Source organism: Planococcus maritimus, from assembly GCF_001687625.2.
GTDB lineage: Bacteria > Bacillota > Bacilli > Bacillales_A > Planococcaceae > Planococcus > Planococcus maritimus.
Genome location: NZ_CP016538.2, coordinates 1,118,287 through 1,134,988 on the forward strand (window position 1 = coordinate 1,118,287; position 16,702 = coordinate 1,134,988).

The window sequence follows — 16,702 nt, forward strand, 5'->3', positions numbered from 1 at the left end:
AAAAATGATAAAACCGCACAGTCTAACAAAGACTGTGCGGTTTTTTTGTTGAATCTTTTCGGCGTTTGAAACGTAGAATCCGGTAGAGCGGGTTTCAAGTCAAGCTTGGTCAGGGAAGACAGAAAATATTATTGTAAAAGAAAAGGGGATTGGAAAATGAAAAAAATACTTATACCGTTGCTATTGGTAGTAGGGCTTATTGTCATTGCTGCAGTCGTATTCGGTTCTAGCTACAATAATTTCGTTCAATTGGAAGAGGATGTCAATGAATCTTACGCTCAACTAGATAGCCAGCTTCAGCGCAGGTTAGACTTGATTCCAAACTTAGTCGAGACCGTAAAAGGTTTTGCCGATCAAGAACAAGAAGTTATCGATAGTGTAACAGAAGCTCGCTCAAGCATGGCGGGTGCTGGGTCGGTTGAAGAACAGGCAGCAGCAGACGCTGAATTGAGCGGAGCACTCAGCCGCTTGCTCGTCGTCGTTGAGAACTATCCGGAAGTTCGATCGAGCGAAAATTTCCAGCAATTGTCCGATGAACTGGCTGGAACTGAAAATCGCATCGCCGTCGCCCGCCAGGATTACAACGGTGCGGTAACAGAATTCAATCGCAAAGTCCGTAGTTTCCCTGGCAATATGGTAGCGGGCATGTTCGGCTTTGATGAGAAAGAGTATTTCGAAGCAGACGCTGGAGCGGAAGATGCACCGGATGTGGACTTTGGGACTGACGAAGAATGACCCGCAAAATTTTTACTCTGTTAATACTGCTATTGCTGATTCCCGCTATGGTACAAGCGGCAGAATTTCCGGAGTTGACGGATGATATTTACATCCAGGATATGGCCGGCGTTCTGAGCGAGGAACAAGAAACTGAAATCAAGAATCTGGGAGCCGGCTTGGAGGATGCTACTACCGCTCAGATTGCCGTTATGGTGATCGATTCCTTGGACGGTGAGCCGATTGAAAGCTATGCCAATGAAGCGTTGCGTCATTACGGTGTGGGTTCAGCGGAAGAGAATAACGGCGTGTTGGTTGTCTTGTCCATGACGGACCGCGAGATATACATTGAAATCGGCTACGGCCTTGAAGGGGCACTTCCGGACGGCAAAGTCGGACGCATCCTTGATGATTATGCCGTCCCGTATTTGAGTGAAGACCAACCCGACGGGGCGATCCTCAACACGTATCAAGCACTTTATAACGAGGTCGCTGCGGAATACGATTGGGATGGTGAAGCGGTCAGTCCGCAGCCACTCAATAAAGTGAACGCTGGCAACGAGGGCGAAGGCGGCATCATGCAGCCGATCGTGACTTTTCTAATTGTTCTGGCTGTCTTGTTCTTCTTTACAGGAGGAGGCGGCGGACGCGGACGTCGCGGACGCGGGAATACCATGAGGCGTGGCGGGTTTTTCGGCCCAGGTAGTTTTGGCGGCGGCTTCGGGGGCAGTTCCGGCGGAGGCGGTTTCCGCGGCGGCGGAGGCGGTTCTTCAGGAGGCGGCGGAGCAGGAAGAGGCTTCTGATAAGGAGGAATGGCATGTATACACTTTATACACGGCCGAATTGCGGCCTTTGCGAAGAAGCGAAGGCTGCACTGCGGCTGATGCAGGAAGATTACCCGATAAACTTTCGAGAAGTTAATATTGAAGAAGATGAACTATTGCACGAACAATATATGCTGATGATCCCCGTGCTCGCACAACAACAAGATGTGCTGCTCTACGGAAAGTTCGGCTATGGGGAACTCCTGGAAGCGTTAATTCTTTAACGCTTCTTTTTATTTGCATAAATCTAATAGCTCGGCTACAATGAATCTAGTGGGACGTAATTATATGTAGTGGGACAAAAAACGTCCAACAAAGGGGTGGGGCGATGGATCCAGTTCTGCAAGCGCAAGTGCATTTATTGCCTGAACTGCCAAGCTTGCTGAAAAAGCGCTATAGTATCCTCGAGCTGATTCAAACTGAACAGCCCGTCGGAAGGCGTACGCTCAGCGAGATGACAGGCGCAGCTGAAAGGGAAATCCGCAAAGAAACCGACTTATTGAGAGACCAAGCATTGATCGAGATAAGCAAGAGCGGCATGAGCCTGACGACACTCGGGAACGATGTCCTCGACCAACTCCGTGATTTGGTGAAGGAACTATCGGGAACAGCTGAACTTGAAGCCGGGCTGAAAGCTAAACTTGGCATCAAACAAGCAGTCGTCCTCCCTGGTGACAGTGACAGGCTATCATCAGCCAAAGCTGCTATCGGCAGGCAAGCTGCTCGCATCGCGGAAGAAATGTTCGAAAACTGCCGAACGATCGCTGTTACTGGCGGCAGTACGATGGCCGCTGTGGCAGCAGAGATTCGGACGGCGAGAAAAAATCAAGCCATGCAGTTTATCGCTGCACGCGGCGGTCTTGGTGAAGAAATGCTTCACCAGGCGAACACCATCGCTTCATCCTTTGCCGAAAAAACAGGCGGAGCTGTCCGCACGCTTTATCTGCCTGAGCATTTGAGTGCGGAAGCGCTCGAAATGATGATGAGAGAACCCGTCATTAAAGAAATGATGGAGCTGTATGACCGGACGGATTTAGTCATCCATGGAATCGGCGATGCAGAAGAGATGGCCATCAGGCGCCGCTCTTCAGTGAACGAAGTCGACAAGATCAAAACAGGCGGAGCTATTAGTGAAGCCTTCGGTTATTATTTCGATAAAACCGGAAAAATAGTTTATCGTATCCCAACAGCGGGCATTCAATTAGAGCAGGTCCAAAAAGCACCGCGCATTATGGCGGTCGCTGGAGGACGTACGAAAGCGCGTGCCATTGAATCTTATTTCCAGGCCGCGCCTGAACGCACCATCCTCGTTACAGATGAAGGTGCAGCCAGAGCAATTCTAAAACCAACAACAAAATTGGAGGAATTATAAATGACAATCAAATTAGCAATCAACGGTTTTGGCCGTATCGGCCGTGTAGTTTTCCGCCAAGCACTTTTAAACGACGAAGTGGAAGTAATAGCAGTTAACGACCTAACGGATGCATCTATGCTTGCGCATCTATTGAAATACGATTCTGTGCACGGCACTTTGGATGCAGACGTTTCAGCTAAAGACGGTTCAATCTTTGTCGATGGCAAAGAAGTAAAAGTATTTGCTGAAAAAGATCCTGCTCAATTGCCATGGAAAGAAAACAACATCGATATCGTCGTTGAATCAACAGGAATCTTCACTACTGAAGAAGCTGCTTCAAAACATATCGAAGCTGGCGCTAAAAAAGTTATCGTTTCTGCACCTGGTAAAAGCGGCATGAAGATGCTTGTCATGGGCGTAAACGAAGAAACGTATAACCCTGCAGAACACCACGTCGTGTCAAACGCATCTTGCACAACAAACGGCTTGGCTGGAATTTCTAAAGTTTTGAACGAAAAATTCGGCATCAAGAAAGCTATGATGACAACAATTCACTCATACACAAACGACCAAGCATTGCTTGATGCACCTCACTCTGACTACCGTCGTGCACGTTCAGCAGCTGAGTCAATGATCCCGACAACAACTGGCGCAGCGAAATCTGTTTCACAAGTATTGCCTGAACTTGAAGGCAAAATCGATGGTATGGCTATCCGCGTTCCAACGCCAAACGTTTCGTTGATCGACCTTGTCGCTGAACTTGACAAAGATGCTTCTATCGAAGAAGTAAACCAAGCGCTTAAAGAAGCAAGCGAAAACGAATTGAAAGGTTACTTGCAATACAGCGAGTTGCCACTTGTTTCACGCGACTATAACGGCAACACTGCTTCTGCTACTGTGGATGCACAATCTACAATGGCTCTAGCTGGCAACATGGTGAAAGTTCTTGCTTGGTACGATAACGAGTCTGGCTACTCATCACGCTGCATCGACTTGGCTGTACACATGTCTAAAAAAGGCTTGTAAGCTGAAAATCATAGCTTAATTACCAATGAACCTCTATAATAAAGAGGGTAAAAGGGGTGGGGAATTTACCCCACCCCTTATTTTTTTGAATATAAATAGGAGGTATTTTCATGCTGCAGAAGATGACCATGAAAGACTTGGATTTGAAAGAAAAACGCGTATTTTGCCGTGTAGATTTCAACGTACCGATGGAAGACGGAAAAGTAACCGATGACACGCGCATCCGTGCGGCGATACCGACAATTGAGTATTTGGTCGAACAAGGCGCAAAAGTGATCTTGGCAAGCCATCTCGGGCGTCCAAAAGGCCAAGTTAACGAAGACATGAGACTTGCTGCTGCAGGTGCACGCTTGTCCGAATTACTCGGCAGTGACGTGAAATGCCTAGAGGAATCTGTAGGGGAAACCGTAAAGCAAGAAATCGCTTCTCTGGACCCAGGCAGCATTCTATTGCTTGAAAATGTCCGTTTCCACGCGGGCGAAGAACAGAACGATCCAGAACTTGCCAAACAATTTGCGGCGCTTGCGGACGTGTTCGTCAATGATGCGTTTGGTGCAGCACACAGAGCCCATGCTTCAACGGCAGGGATTGCCGAACATCTTCCAGCAGTCTCAGGCTTATTGCTTGAAAAAGAGCTGGATGTGCTTGGCAAAGCCTTATCAGAGCCGGACCGCCCGTTTACTGCTATTATCGGCGGTGCGAAAGTGAAAGACAAAATCGGCGTCATCGACCACTTGCTCGATGTGGTTGATAACTTGATCATTGGCGGCGGATTGTCGTATACCTTCCTCAAAGCGCTTGGCCACGAAATTGGCAATTCGCTTGTTGAAGAAGACAAGCTGGACCTTGCCAAATCGTTCATCGACAAAGCGAAAGAAAAAGGCGTGAAGTTTTATCTGCCTATCGATGTGACAATTGCCAACGAATTCTCGAAAGACGCCGAGACCAATACGGCGAAAATTGAAGAAATTCCGTCTGATTGGATGGGACTCGACATCGGGCCAGAAACAGCGAAGCTGTATGCCGATGTTATTAACGAGTCTAAGCTGATTATCTGGAACGGGCCAATGGGTGTATTTGAAATGGAAGCATTCGCAAACGGCACGAAATCGGTTGCCCAAGCAATGGCAGAAACAGCTGGCTACACGGTCATCGGTGGCGGCGATTCCGCAGCAGCCGTTGAGAAATTTCATGTGGCAGATAAGATGGACCATATTTCAACAGGCGGTGGAGCGTCGTTGGAATTCATGGAAGGCAAAGAGTTGCCAGGCGTTACCGCTTTAAGTAATAAATAAAGGGAGTGTTTTTGTGAGAAAACCGATCATTGCAGGAAACTGGAAAATGTATAAAACAGCATCACAAGCAAAAGAATTTGTGGAACAAGTAAACGGCTTGGTCCCAGATGCAGACAAACTAGATTCTGTTATTTGTGCTCCAGCTCTATATTTGACTCAATTAATCGAAGCTGCTGAAAACAGCGCATTGAAAATTGGTGCACAGACGATGCACGAAAAAGGCGAAGGTGCCTTTACCGGTGAAATCAGCCCTGTGCAATTAGCTGATATCGGCGCAGATTACGTTATTATCGGGCATTCCGAGCGTCGCCAGTATTTCAATGAAACCGATGAAACGGTCAATGCCAAAGTGAAATCAGCATTCTCACATCAATTGACACCAATTCTTTGTGTCGGTGAAACCGACGAACAGCGTGAAGCGGGCCAAATGGAAAGCATCGTGGAAGCGCAAGTCGAAAAAGCGGTAGAAGGTTTGACTGATGCACAAATCGCAGAATTGGTCGTTGCCTATGAGCCAATCTGGGCAATCGGAACTGGCAAAACAGCAACAGCTGAAGATGCCAATGAAGCTTGTGGCATTGTCCGCAAGAAAATCGCTTCTCTTTACAGCGAAGACACGGCTGAAAAAGTGCGCGTCCAGTACGGCGGAAGCGTAAAGCCTGCCAATATCCAGGAATTGCTTTCCATGGAGCATATCGACGGCGCGTTAGTCGGCGGCGCAAGCTTGGAAACGGAATCGTTCGTCAAGCTGTTGGAGGCGGGTTCACATGCGTAAAACGGCCAATCCGGCTGCCTTGATCATCCTTGATGGTTTTGGCTGCCGCGAAGAAACCGCTGGAAATGCAGTTGCCCAAGCGAATAAACCGAATTTCGACAGACTTTGGAACGACTATCCGCATGAATTATTGACGGCTTCAGGCGAAGCGGTCGGTTTACCAGACGGGCAAATGGGCAATTCCGAAGTCGGTCATTTGAACATCGGTGCAGGACGTATCGTTTACCAAAACTTGACGCGTATCCATAAGTCGATCAAAGACGGCGATTTCTTTGAAAATGCCGCGTTTTTGGATGCAGTTATGAACGCGAAAGACAATGGTAAAGCTTTGCATGTCATGGGCTTGTTAAGCGACGGGGGCGTTCATAGTCATTATGAGCACCTCTTCGCGTTATTGCGCCTTGCAAAACAGCAAGGATTGAGCGAAGTCTATGTACACGGATTTTTGGACGGCCGCGATGTGGGACCGAAAACCGCTCTTGGTTATATAGAAGAAACCGAAAAGCATATGCAAGAAATCGGCATCGGGCGTTTTGCTTCGATCAGCGGCCGCTATTATGCGATGGACCGTGATAAGCGCTGGGAACGCGTAGAGCTCGCTTACCGTGCGATGGTTGACGGAACTGGGCCAAGTGCCCGTTCAGCTGCAGCTGGTGTAGAGGCATCGTATGCAGAAGGAATTGTGGATGAGTTTGTTATGCCGTTTACGGTTACAAAAGAAGGGGAAGCGCCTGCTGTCATTGAGTCAGGCGACTCCATCATCTTCTTCAATTTCCGTCCAGACCGTGCCATCCAATTGACTAGCGTATTGACACGTTCTGATTTCGATCAGTTCCAACCGAGCTCAAAGCATCCGACAGACTTGGTGTTTATCAGCTTCACGACGTACAGTGAAGAACTGGAGACCCGTATTGCTTATGGCAACGTCAATCTAGTCAATACTATCGGTGAAGTATTATCGGCGAACGGCATGACGCAATTGCGCATTGCCGAAACCGAAAAATACCCGCATGTGACCTTCTTCATGAGCGGTGGCCGAGAAGAAGTGTTCCCTGGGGAAGACCGCATTCTCGTGTCGTCACCGAAAGTGGCGACTTATGACCTGCAGCCGGAAATGAGCGCGTATGAAGTGACGGACCGCCTCGTTGAACAAATCGATGCAGGCGCACACGATGCGATCATTCTAAACTTCGCCAATCCAGATATGGTCGGCCATAGTGGCATGCTGGAGCCGACGATCAAAGCTGTCGAAGTTGTCGATGAATGTCTCGGGCGCATTGTTGAAGCCTTGCACCGTCAAGGCGGTTCGGCGCTGATTACAGCCGACCACGGCAATGCAGACGAAGTGTTGACAGAGGACGGTTCGCCGATGACGGCACATACGACCAATCGTGTGCCGGTGATTTTGACGAAACAAGGCGAAACCTTGCGAAGCGGCGGAATTCTAGCGGACCTCGCACCGACCATTCTCAAACTGCTTGATGTCGAGCAGCCGGAAGAGATGACTGGAAAGCCGTTGTACTAAAAAAAATAAAATCTGTACATTTCGAATTACTTATAAACGAAATTGACCAAACCATTTGAAAAGGGAGCTGTTGATATTGCCAATTATTACACACATCCAAGCACGCGAAGTACTCGATTCTAGAGGGAACCCAACTGTAGAAGTTGAGGTATTCACAGAAAGCGGCGCATTCGGCCGTGCCATCGTGCCATCTGGCGCATCTACTGGTGAACACGAAGCGGTTGAACTTCGCGATGGCGATAAGAGCCGTTACCTTGGTAAAGGCGTCTTAAAAGCGGTTGATCACGTAAACAATGAAATCGCTGACGAGTTGGAAGAAAACTATTCAGTACTTGACCAAGTATCTATCGACCAAGCGTTGATCGAGCTTGACGGAACTGAAAACAAAGGCCGCCTTGGCGCTAACGCGATTCTGGGTGTTTCTATGGCAGTTGCCCATGCAGCCGCAAACTATTTGGACTTGCCATTGTACCAATACCTTGGTGGATTCAATGCCAAGCAATTGCCAGTACCAATGATGAACATCCTAAACGGCGGTGAGCATGCAGATAACAATGTCGACATTCAGGAATTTATGGTTATGCCAGTCGGCGCTGAGTCGTTCCGTCATGCGCTTCGCATGGGAGCAGAAATCTTCCATAACTTGAAGTCTGTACTGAAAGACAAAGGCTATAACACTTCTGTCGGCGACGAAGGCGGATTTGCACCGAACCTTGGTTCAAACGAAGAAGCACTTGAAACAATCATGATCGCTATCGAAAAAGCAGGCTTTAAGCCAGGCGAAGATGTCTTGCTGGCGATGGACGTTGCCGCATCTGAAATCTACGACAAAGAAAAAGGCGTCTACACATTGGCTGGCGACAACACAGTGAAAACTTCAGCTGAAATGGTTGACTGGTACGAAGAGTTGGCGAACAAATATCCAATCGTCTCTATTGAAGATGGATTGGACGAGAACGACTGGGATGGCTTTAAGCTATTGACAGACCGCATCGGCGAAAAAGTACAATTGGTCGGCGATGACTTGTTCGTTACCAACACGAAGAAATTGGCACAAGGCATTGAGCAAGGAATCGGCAACTCGATCCTAATCAAAGTGAACCAAATCGGTACATTGACTGAAACATTCGATGCAATCGAAATGGCAAAACGTGCTGGCTACACAGCGGTCATCTCCCATCGTTCAGGCGAGTCGGAAGATGTCACGATCGCAGACATCGCAGTCGCGACAAACGCTGGGCAAATCAAAACAGGCGCACCGTCACGTACGGACCGTGTAGCGAAATACAACCAATTGCTTCGCATCGAAGATCAATTGCACGATACAGCGAAATACTTGGGCGTTAAAACGTTCTACAACTTGAAGAAATAATAGCCAATAAGCGAGGAAGAGCTGCCGGAGATTTTTTCCGGCAGCTTTTCTGTTAGAATGTGTGAGGAATATAGAGGCTGCGTTCCAGGGGACGCTTTCCGCGGAGTGGGCATCGAGCCTCCTCGGCTTGCTCCACTTTCGCTATGCTCAAGCGTCGCAAATGAATGAACTCAGCGAAGCTTCGCTCATTCATTCCCTGCGGGGTCTCTCAAACCCACTTTTTCCGCAGGAGTCGCCCCTTACACTCCGCCTATAGGATAGGTACTATAAAAAATCGTTTATAATTTCATTTGTGATGCTTGAACTTAGTAAGAGCTGAATAAAACTTTTGTAGCGATTTTGTGGAGTGACGTCAAAATGAAATCTTGTTCTACTCTTTACTAAGAAAGCAAATGCTACTCATCAAGAGATTTTAAAAAAGAGTGAACAAGAAAATATTGAAATGGTCTAAACTATTTGTATTTTTTAGGGGCTCTATTGCTTGAGGTTTCAATTTTTGGTAAACTAGAGTTTGTTGTGAAGGTTCTTTTCAGGAGGTGGTATTTATGCATACATTGTTAATGACATTACTTCTTATCGTTTCGATCGCTTTGATTGTTGTCGTTCTATTGCAATCAGGGAAAAGTGCAGGCCTTTCAGGAGCCATCTCCGGTGGAGCAGAGCAACTTTTCGGCAAGCAAAAAGCCCGTGGGTTGGATCTTGTCCTTCATCGGGTGACGATCGTTCTTGCTGCCTTATTCTTTATTCTGGCTATCGCCGTAACGAAAGTATAATGTAGAGTACACCGCCTGACCATTTAGTGGTTGGGCGTTTTCTTTTAGGGAAAAATGGGCACAAGCCTATATAATAGTAAGCAAATGTAGTTGGAGGGAAAGTTTATGCGTATTTCACAACCAAAACCATTCTTCTTTGAGCAAGGGCCGCGTGCCGTTCTGCTATTGCACGGCTTTACCGGCAATTCTGCAGACGTCCGGATGCTTGGACGCTTCTTGGAAACGAAAGGTTATACGAGCATCGCGCCTCATTATGCGGGACATGGTGTAGCGCCTGAGAAATTGGTGGAAACGGGTCCTGAGGATTGGTGGCAAGATGTCGAAGAAGCTTATCAAACGCTGATCGATAAGGGCTATCAGGAGATCGCAGTGGCTGGCTTGTCACTTGGCGGCGTATTCAGCTTGAAATTAGGGTATACAAAGCCTATGAAGGGTATCGTGACGATGTGTGCACCGATGCATATGAAATCGACGGACCTAATGTATCAAGGGGTTTTGGACTATGCCCGGGAATACAAGAAATATGAAGGAAAAGATGATAAGCTTATCGAAGAAGAGATGAAGAAGTTCCAGGAAAAGCCGATGGAAACACTTGCAGCACTGCGCGAATTAATCGGTGAAGTACGGAATAATGTCGATCATGTCTATTCGCCACTTTTCGTCGTCCAAGGCTCACTTGACAAAGTCATTAACCCTGAGTCTGCCAACATCATTCACGACGAAGCGGAGTCGACTGACAAGCGCATTAAATGGTACGAGAAATCGGGCCATGTTATCACGCTAGATCAGGAGAAAAAGCAATTGCATGAAGATATATACGAGTTTCTCGAATCGCTCGACTGGAGCGTGTGAGACGGTCTCAAAAGGAGGAGTTAGGATTGAGCAAGAATGAACAGTCATTGGATCAGCGGTTATTAGCCTTTATGCGCGATGATGCATACAAGCCACTAACCGTTACAGAAATAGAAGAACAGTTCGGCTTTGAAGACGCCGATGAATTTAAAGAATTGGTAAAAACGCTCGTTAAGCTTGAAGAAAAAGGCGAATTGGTGCGCTCGCGTGCGAATCGCTACGGTGTGCCGGACCGCATGAACTTGATGCGCGGCAAATTCATCGGCCACGCCAAAGGCTTCGGCTTTTTTGCGCCCGAGGAAGCGGGCCTTGATGATGTCTTTATCCCACCGAATGAAGTAAACAGTGCGGTAAACGGCGATACGGTCATGATCCGCGTTTCCGAAGGATCGTCCGGAGACCGTCGTGAAGGATCGGTTATCCGCATCTTAGAACGCGGCACAACCAAAGTTGTCGGCACGTTCCAGGCGAACAAAGGCTTCGGCTTTGTCGTCACAGACGATAAAAAAATGAACATGGATATCTTTATCGCAAAAGGCGACACACTCGGTGCGGTCGATGGCCATAAAGTCGTCGTTGAAATCACGGGCTGGCCAGAAGGGCGTTTGTCCGCAACGGGCATGGTCACGCAAGTGCTCGGGCATAAAAACGACCCGGGCGTCGATATCTTGTCGATTATCCATAAATACGGCATCGAAGTCGAATTCCCGCAAGATGTGTTGGACCAGGCAAATGCAGTGCCGGACCAAATCGATCCTGAAGACCTGAACGACCGCCGCGATTTGCGCGAGGAGCAAATTGTGACGATCGACGGGGCGGATGCGAAAGATTTGGATGATGCCATTCAAGTCAAGAAGTTTGAAGATGGCACATATAAACTTGGCGTCCATATTGCAGACGTCAGCCATTACGTGACAGAAGGTTCTGCTATCGACCGTGAAGCTTACGACCGGGCGACCAGTATTTACTTGACGGACCGTGTTATCCCAATGATTCCGCACCGCTTGTCGAACGGAATCTGCTCTCTGAACCCACAAGTCGACCGCTTGACTTTATCTTGCGAAATGATTTTCAACGACAAAGGGGAAGTATTGTCACACGATATTTTCCAGAGCGTCATCAACACGTCGGCCCGCATGACCTATACTGACGTCTATGAAATTCTTGAAAAAGACAATCAAGAACTAAAAGAACAATACGCTGAACTAGTTCCAATGTTCGAATTGATGAAAGAACTTTCAGCTGTCTTGCATCAGCGCCGCATGACACGCGGAGCGATCGATTTTGACTTTAAAGAGTCCAAAGTAATCGTCGATGACGAAGGGTACCCGATTGATATCGTTGTTCGTGAGCGCACTGTTGCTGAGCGTTTGATCGAAGAATTTATGCTCGCAGCGAACGAAACCGTCGCGGAGCATTTCCATCGCATGGATGTACCGTCTCTATACCGTATTCACGAAGAGCCAAAAACGGAAAAATTACAGCGCTTTTTCGAATTCATTACTAATTTCGGTATTACCGTAAAAGGTTCTGGGGACGAAGTTTCTCCGAAAGCATTGCAAGAAATCATCGAATCTATCGCAGGCAAGCCTGAAGAGCCAGTTGTTTCGACAATGATGTTGCGCTCGATGCAGCAGGCAAAATACTCTTCAAATAGCCTTGGCCATTTTGGCTTGTCGACGGAATTCTACACGCATTTCACGTCACCGATCCGCCGCTATCCGGATTTGATCATCCATCGTCTGATTCGCACATATTTGATCGAAAAAGACTTGTCGAAAAAGACCATTCGCCATTGGGAAGCGGAAATGGATGATATCGCCACTCACACATCTGACCGGGAGAGACGGGCTGTGGAAGCGGAGCGCGATACGGATGCACTGAAGAAAACACAGTATATGGCAGATAAAGTCGGAGAAGAATTCGACGGCATCGTGTCATCTGTCACGAACTTCGGCATGTTTATTGAACTGCCGAATACCATCGAAGGATTGGTCCACGTGTCCAATTTAACAGATGATTATTATCAGTTTGATGACCGTCAGATGATCATGATGGGCGAACGTACGAAGCGCCAATTCCGCATCGGCGATGAAGTCAAAGTGCGCGTCATCGGTGTTAAACCGGAAGAATCGTCAATCGATTTCGAAATCGTCGGCATGACTCAAAATACGCGACGCAGCTCGCGCAAAGAAACCCCGAAAGTGATTCGCAGCGGCCGTAGCGGCGACAAGCCGAAAGACGGCAAGAAGCGCGGGCAGGGCAGCGACAAACGCAAGCCGAAGAATGACAAGAAAAAGTTTTATGAAGGGGCTGCAAAACAACAGCAGCGCCGCAAGAAGAAATAAAAAAGCGGCCACGTGCCGCTTTTTCCAACAGTTTGAGGTGAATAGATATGGCCAAAGGAGAAGGCAAAGTAATTGCCCAGAATAAAAAAGCGGGATTTGATTTCGCGATCGAAGAAACGATCGAAGCGGGGATTGTGCTACTTGGCACGGAGATTAAATCCGCCCGTAACGGCAAAGTGCAGATCAAAGATGCATTCGTCCGCATCCGAAACGGCGAAGCTTGGATTTCCAATATGCACATCTCGCCGTATGAGCAAGGCAACCAGTTTAACCATGACCCGTTGCGCTCGCGCAAGCTCTTGCTCCACAAAAAGCAGATCAACGAACTGGTCGGCAAATCGAAAGTCGACGGTGCGGCAATCGTCCCGCTCAAGATGTACTTGAAGGACGGATATGCCAAAGTGCTGCTCGGCGTCGGTAAAGGGAAGAAGAAATACGACAAGCGCGAAGACTTGAAGAAGAAAGATGCGAAGCGGGCAATCGACCGCGCGCTCAAAGAGAGAAGCCGTTAAACTTGAACTCTGACCTGTTTTGTCCTATACTGGTAACAGTACACCGAAGCTAAACCACTTCCGTGTTCTCTTTTAATGAGGGGACGTTACGGATTCGACAGGGATGGTTCGAGCTTGGGTTGCGCGTCGGAGGATCGGCTCCGTCATCAACGTAACTTATAACAACTGGCAAAACTAACAACAACCTAGCATTCGCAGCGTAAGCTCGGATCTGCTTTATGTAACCATCGCCCATGTGGCTGCATAGAGCTCACTTTTAGTGGGATACGGCAGTCAGTGCCGTTTGAGCTGACTGCAAGAGATTCTCGAACTAGCCCTCATGACGCCTGCTTGTCGGCAGATTGAGCGGCGAAACTCCAATAGATAAGCTACACGCGTAGATGCTCAAGTAACGGAGTCTCTGGACGCGGGTTCGACTCCCGCCGTCTCCATAGAATTTTATGGAGTTGAAGAAACGCCAAAATCCTTTGTTAAGGGTTTTGGCGTTTTTTGTTGTCTTTAAAACGGCTGAGTTCCGTTTCGGGAGACGCTTTCCGCGGACGAGGTGCTGAGCCTCCTCGTCATTATAAAATTGCTCCCACATCTGCAAGCAGATGCGTCGCAAATGAAAGAACTCAGCTATGCTTCGTTCTTTCATTTCCTGCGGGGTCTCATCACTCCGTTTTTCCGAAGGAGTCGCCGCCTGCACTTCACGCAGCTGTTATTGAAAGATCACAATCTGTATTAAGATTTTCTATCGCCATCTAAAAAAACCGGCAGCTCCATTACAGGAGCTGCCGGTTTCGCATATTATTTCTTCGTATTATCCACAAATGCCCCGTACTGTCTGCGCTGATGTTGCACGGACAGCCATTTCAAGGTAGTGAATTCCTCGAGCACCCATTCGCCGTTAAAGCGGCCGAGGCCGGAGTCTTTTTCGCCACCGAATGGCATGTGCGCTTCGTCGTTGACCGATTGGTCGTTGACGTGGATCATGCCAGTCTCGATTTGGTGGGCGATATTCGTACCGTGTTCGATATTCGCTGAATGCACAGCACCACTTAAACCGAACGGATATTTATTGGCCTGTTCGATGACTTCTTCATCGCTTTCAAACGGGATGAGAATCGCGACAGGTCCGAAGATCTCGTTCTCTGCAAGCGGCATGTCGTTTGTAACGCCAGTCAAGACGGTCGGCTGGAGGACATTGCCGTCTGCTTTGCCGCCGAGGCGGATTTTCGCGCCTTGCTCGACCGTCGCATCGATGTCTTTTAGGATGCGGTCGACTTGGTCGCGGTTGATGAGCGGACCGACTTGTGTATCGTCTTCCGCAGGATTGCCGTATTTCAAGTTGCCAGCGCGTTCAATGAACTGCTCGGCAAATTCGTCGTAAATGTCTTTATGGACAAAGATGCGGTTGATCGACATGCAGATCTGTCCTTGATGATAAAATTTGCCGAATAGGGCAGAATCGACAGCCTGGTCGATGTCGGCATCGTTCAACACGATAAAGTTGTTGTTGCCGCCAAGTTCTAAAGCGGTTTTCTTCAATGCGCCACCAGCTAATTCTCCGATGTGTTTACCAACAGGTGTTGAGCCCGTGAATGAGATCAAACGCGGTGTCGGGTGGGTAACGATATCATCGCCGATTTCAGAACCTCGGCCAACGACAACGTTTAATAGTCCTTTAGGCAAGCCAGCTGCTTCAAATAGGCTCGCAAACAGGAGGCCGCCAGTTACTGGCGTATCGGTTGCCGGCTTGATGACGACAGCATTGCCAGTGGCAAGTGCGGGTGCAATCGAGCGGACCGCCAAATGGAACGGGAAGTTCCACGGGCTGATGATGCCGATGACGCCAAGCGGGTTACGGTAGACGCGGTTTTCTTTACCCGGTTGTTGGGAAGGCATGATTTTGCCTTCCATGCGGAATGGGAAAGTTGCCGCTTCTTTTAAGATGTTCATGGAAGCGCCGAATTCGACGGTCGCTTTGATCTTCGTGCTGCCGGCTTCTTTGATAAGCCATTCGATGATCAATTCTTTGTTTTCTTTCATGACTTCGATGGCTTTTTCCATGACCGCTTGTTTCGCTTGCGGCAATTCCTTCGCCCATTCGAGTTGTGCGGTTTCTGCTGCTTTGTAAGCAGCATCCAAATCGTTCTTATCGGCTGCTTGAGTCGTAACCAGTTCTTCACCGGTGAACGGGTTGGTATTTTTCATTTGGCTATCGCTGGACCCTGTTGTCCATTCGCCATTTATAAAAATCTTGGAAAAATCGGTTTTCATTTGAATCGTCTCCATTCTATTTCTTAAGGTTGTTGTCTAGGGCGGATCAAGATTTCGTTAACGTCGACGTGTGATGGCTGTTCCACAGCATAGCCGATGGCATTCGCGATGTCTTGTGCTTGCAGTGGCTCCATGGAATCGGACATGCTCTTGAAGCTGTCGAGTACGTCATCATCAGTGATGGTATTCGTCAATTCGGTTGCGACCGCACCCGGCGATACGATGGTCACGCGGATTTCATGCGATGGGTCGATCTCCTGGCGCAATCCGTCTGAAATGGCACGGACTGCGTATTTTGTTCCACTGTATACTGCGCTGCCTTTCATGACTTGATGGCCTGCAACAGAAGAAACGTTCAGGATATGCCCTGATTTTTGTTCTTCCATGATTGGGAGGACGGCGGCGATTCCGTAAAGAACGCCTTTAATGTTGACGTCGACCATTTGGTCCCATTCATCGAGTTTTAATTTATTCATATACGATAAAGGCATCAATCCGGCATTGTTGACGAGGATGTCAATCTTCCCAGTCTGCTCAATTGCGGCTTGAGCCAAGGCTTTCATTTCTTCCGCTGAAGTCACGTCGGTTACCCGGTAATCGGCTTTACCGCCTTCAGCTTCAATTTCTTTCTTCAGTTCTACTAGGCGTTCTTCGCGCCGAGCAGCGAGTAGGACGGGATAGCCTTTTGCTGCCAGTTCCTTTGCAGTAGCTTGACCGATACCACTGCTAGCGCCGGTAATAATTGCGGTATTTTTCTGTGTCATATCTATTCAGCTCCAGTTCTGATTTAGTGTTGGCTAAAATGTCCTGAAATAAAGACATCTTGTTTCTTTACCCCCATTGAGGGGTCATTTAAACAACTGAAAATCATTTAACGAAAAAATGATGACACGCATTATGGAGAGCAGGGAAGGCTCAGTAATCAGAAAATGACAATAAATTGTTTCCAAAAAGCCTAGTAATCTTTTTTTTGCTGGATATCGGCTAGTTTTGTCTGGGCAATTGGTCTTAATTTCCATTGTTTCGCGGCATACATTAGCGGGTATTTGATATTGAAGCTAAGCACTTTA

At 48.0% G+C, this 16,702-nt stretch carries 15 protein-coding genes and 1 other RNA gene; 14 read left to right on the forward strand and 2 right to left on the reverse strand.

Annotated elements, in window-relative coordinates:
- The first annotated feature begins 156 nt into the window (after nucleotides 1–156).
- The 14 genes from BBI11_RS05590 to ssrA all read left to right on the forward strand — a co-directional run bounded on the left by BBI11_RS05590 (nucleotide 157) and on the right by ssrA (nucleotide 13,804).
- Complete coding sequence (locus BBI11_RS05590; RefSeq protein WP_068461359.1) at nucleotides 157–735, forward strand: LemA family protein; 579 nt, start codon at nucleotides 157–159, stop codon at nucleotides 733–735.
- Nucleotides 732–1,517: a TPM domain-containing protein gene (locus BBI11_RS05595; RefSeq protein ID WP_068461362.1), complete on the forward strand. Its 786-nt coding sequence runs from the start codon at nucleotides 732–734 to the stop codon at nucleotides 1,515–1,517. The genes BBI11_RS05590 and BBI11_RS05595 overlap by 4 nt, the downstream gene beginning before the upstream one ends.
- Before the next feature lie 14 nt (nucleotides 1,518–1,531).
- Nucleotides 1,532–1,762 carry a glutaredoxin family protein gene (locus BBI11_RS05600; RefSeq protein WP_068461364.1) on the forward strand — a complete coding sequence of 77 codons (231 nt, stop codon included), beginning with the start codon at nucleotides 1,532–1,534 and terminating at the stop codon, nucleotides 1,760–1,762.
- Between the two features lie 104 nt (nucleotides 1,763–1,866).
- The gene (locus BBI11_RS05605; protein WP_068461366.1) at nucleotides 1,867–2,910 is read left to right on the forward strand and encodes a sugar-binding transcriptional regulator; all 1,044 of its coding nucleotides are present in this window, start codon (nucleotides 1,867–1,869) and stop codon (nucleotides 2,908–2,910) included.
- Nucleotides 2,911–3,918 (forward strand): type I glyceraldehyde-3-phosphate dehydrogenase, encoded by a 1,008-nt coding sequence (gap, locus tag BBI11_RS05610; protein WP_068461368.1) that lies wholly within the window; start codon nucleotides 2,911–2,913, stop codon nucleotides 3,916–3,918.
- A 110-nt stretch (nucleotides 3,919–4,028) separates the two neighbouring features.
- Nucleotides 4,029–5,213, forward strand: a complete 1,185-nt coding sequence (locus BBI11_RS05615; RefSeq protein ID WP_068461371.1) for a phosphoglycerate kinase — start codon at nucleotides 4,029–4,031, stop codon at nucleotides 5,211–5,213.
- Between the two features lie 13 nt (nucleotides 5,214–5,226).
- Entirely contained in the window at nucleotides 5,227–5,988 is a 762-nt protein-coding gene (gene tpiA, locus BBI11_RS05620; RefSeq protein ID WP_068461373.1) for a triose-phosphate isomerase, read from the forward strand.
- Nucleotides 5,981–7,513: a 2,3-bisphosphoglycerate-independent phosphoglycerate mutase gene (gpmI, locus tag BBI11_RS05625; protein WP_068461374.1), complete on the forward strand. Its 1,533-nt coding sequence runs from the start codon at nucleotides 5,981–5,983 to the stop codon at nucleotides 7,511–7,513. Before tpiA ends, gpmI begins: the two co-directional genes overlap by 8 nt.
- A 76-nt stretch (nucleotides 7,514–7,589) precedes the next feature.
- On the forward strand, nucleotides 7,590–8,885 hold the full coding sequence (gene eno / locus BBI11_RS05630) for a phosphopyruvate hydratase (protein ID WP_068461376.1): 1,296 nt from the start codon (nucleotides 7,590–7,592) through the stop codon (nucleotides 8,883–8,885).
- A 545-nt stretch (nucleotides 8,886–9,430) separates the two neighbouring features.
- Nucleotides 9,431–9,658, forward strand: coding sequence for a preprotein translocase subunit SecG (gene secG, locus BBI11_RS05635; protein ID WP_058381240.1), 228 nt, complete (start codon nucleotides 9,431–9,433; stop codon nucleotides 9,656–9,658).
- A 105-nt stretch (nucleotides 9,659–9,763) separates the two neighbouring features.
- Nucleotides 9,764–10,510 (forward strand): alpha/beta hydrolase, encoded by a 747-nt coding sequence (locus tag BBI11_RS05640; RefSeq protein WP_068461379.1) that lies wholly within the window; start codon nucleotides 9,764–9,766, stop codon nucleotides 10,508–10,510.
- A 71-nt stretch (nucleotides 10,511–10,581) separates the two neighbouring features.
- Complete coding sequence (gene rnr / locus BBI11_RS05645) at nucleotides 10,582–12,858, forward strand: ribonuclease R (protein ID WP_068465622.1); 2,277 nt, start codon at nucleotides 10,582–10,584, stop codon at nucleotides 12,856–12,858.
- Between the two features lie 47 nt (nucleotides 12,859–12,905).
- Nucleotides 12,906–13,370 carry an SsrA-binding protein SmpB gene (gene smpB, locus BBI11_RS05650; RefSeq protein WP_068461381.1) on the forward strand — a complete coding sequence of 155 codons (465 nt, stop codon included), beginning with the start codon at nucleotides 12,906–12,908 and terminating at the stop codon, nucleotides 13,368–13,370.
- A 79-nt stretch (nucleotides 13,371–13,449) separates the two neighbouring features.
- Nucleotides 13,450–13,804, forward strand: a transfer-messenger RNA (tmRNA) gene (gene ssrA / locus BBI11_RS05655).
- Nucleotides 13,805–14,159: 355 nt separating this feature from the next.
- Here the strand turns inward: ssrA and BBI11_RS05660 are convergent.
- Together BBI11_RS05660 and BBI11_RS05665 are read right to left on the reverse strand one after the other, a co-directional pair.
- Nucleotides 14,160–15,632, reverse strand: a complete 1,473-nt coding sequence (locus BBI11_RS05660; RefSeq protein ID WP_068461383.1) for an aldehyde dehydrogenase family protein — start codon at nucleotides 15,630–15,632, stop codon at nucleotides 14,160–14,162.
- Between the two features lie 23 nt (nucleotides 15,633–15,655).
- A complete protein-coding gene (locus BBI11_RS05665) occupies nucleotides 15,656–16,396 on the reverse strand; it encodes an SDR family oxidoreductase (RefSeq protein ID WP_068461385.1) in 741 nt (246 codons plus the stop codon).
- Nucleotides 16,397–16,702: the final 306 nt, after the last annotated feature.

Excerpts from the sequence above, each read along its gene's own strand:
- gap (WP_068461368.1), top strand. The coding sequence starts at position 2,911 with ATGACAATCAAATTAGCAATCAACGGTTTTGGCCGTATCGGCCGTGTA.
- BBI11_RS05600 (WP_068461364.1), top strand. The coding sequence starts at position 1,532 with ATGTATACACTTTATACACGGCCGAATTGCGGCCTTTGCGAAGAAGCG.
- BBI11_RS05590 (WP_068461359.1), top strand. The coding sequence starts at position 157 with ATGAAAAAAATACTTATACCGTTGCTATTGGTAGTAGGGCTTATTGTC.
- BBI11_RS05640 (WP_068461379.1), top strand. The coding sequence starts at position 9,764 with ATGCGTATTTCACAACCAAAACCATTCTTCTTTGAGCAAGGGCCGCGT.
- BBI11_RS05615 (WP_068461371.1), top strand. The coding sequence starts at position 4,029 with ATGCTGCAGAAGATGACCATGAAAGACTTGGATTTGAAAGAAAAACGC.
- rnr (WP_068465622.1), top strand. The coding sequence starts at position 10,582 with ATGCGCGATGATGCATACAAGCCACTAACCGTTACAGAAATAGAAGAA.
- smpB (WP_068461381.1), top strand. The coding sequence starts at position 12,906 with ATGGCCAAAGGAGAAGGCAAAGTAATTGCCCAGAATAAAAAAGCGGGA.
- BBI11_RS05660 (WP_068461383.1), bottom strand. The coding sequence starts at position 15,632 with ATGAAAACCGATTTTTCCAAGATTTTTATAAATGGCGAATGGACAACA.
- BBI11_RS05605 (WP_068461366.1), top strand. The coding sequence starts at position 1,867 with ATGGATCCAGTTCTGCAAGCGCAAGTGCATTTATTGCCTGAACTGCCA.
- secG (WP_058381240.1), top strand. The coding sequence starts at position 9,431 with ATGCATACATTGTTAATGACATTACTTCTTATCGTTTCGATCGCTTTG.
- gpmI (WP_068461374.1), top strand. The coding sequence starts at position 5,981 with ATGCGTAAAACGGCCAATCCGGCTGCCTTGATCATCCTTGATGGTTTT.
- BBI11_RS05595 (WP_068461362.1), top strand. The coding sequence starts at position 732 with ATGACCCGCAAAATTTTTACTCTGTTAATACTGCTATTGCTGATTCCC.
- BBI11_RS05665 (WP_068461385.1), bottom strand. The coding sequence starts at position 16,396 with ATGACACAGAAAAATACCGCAATTATTACCGGCGCTAGCAGTGGTATC.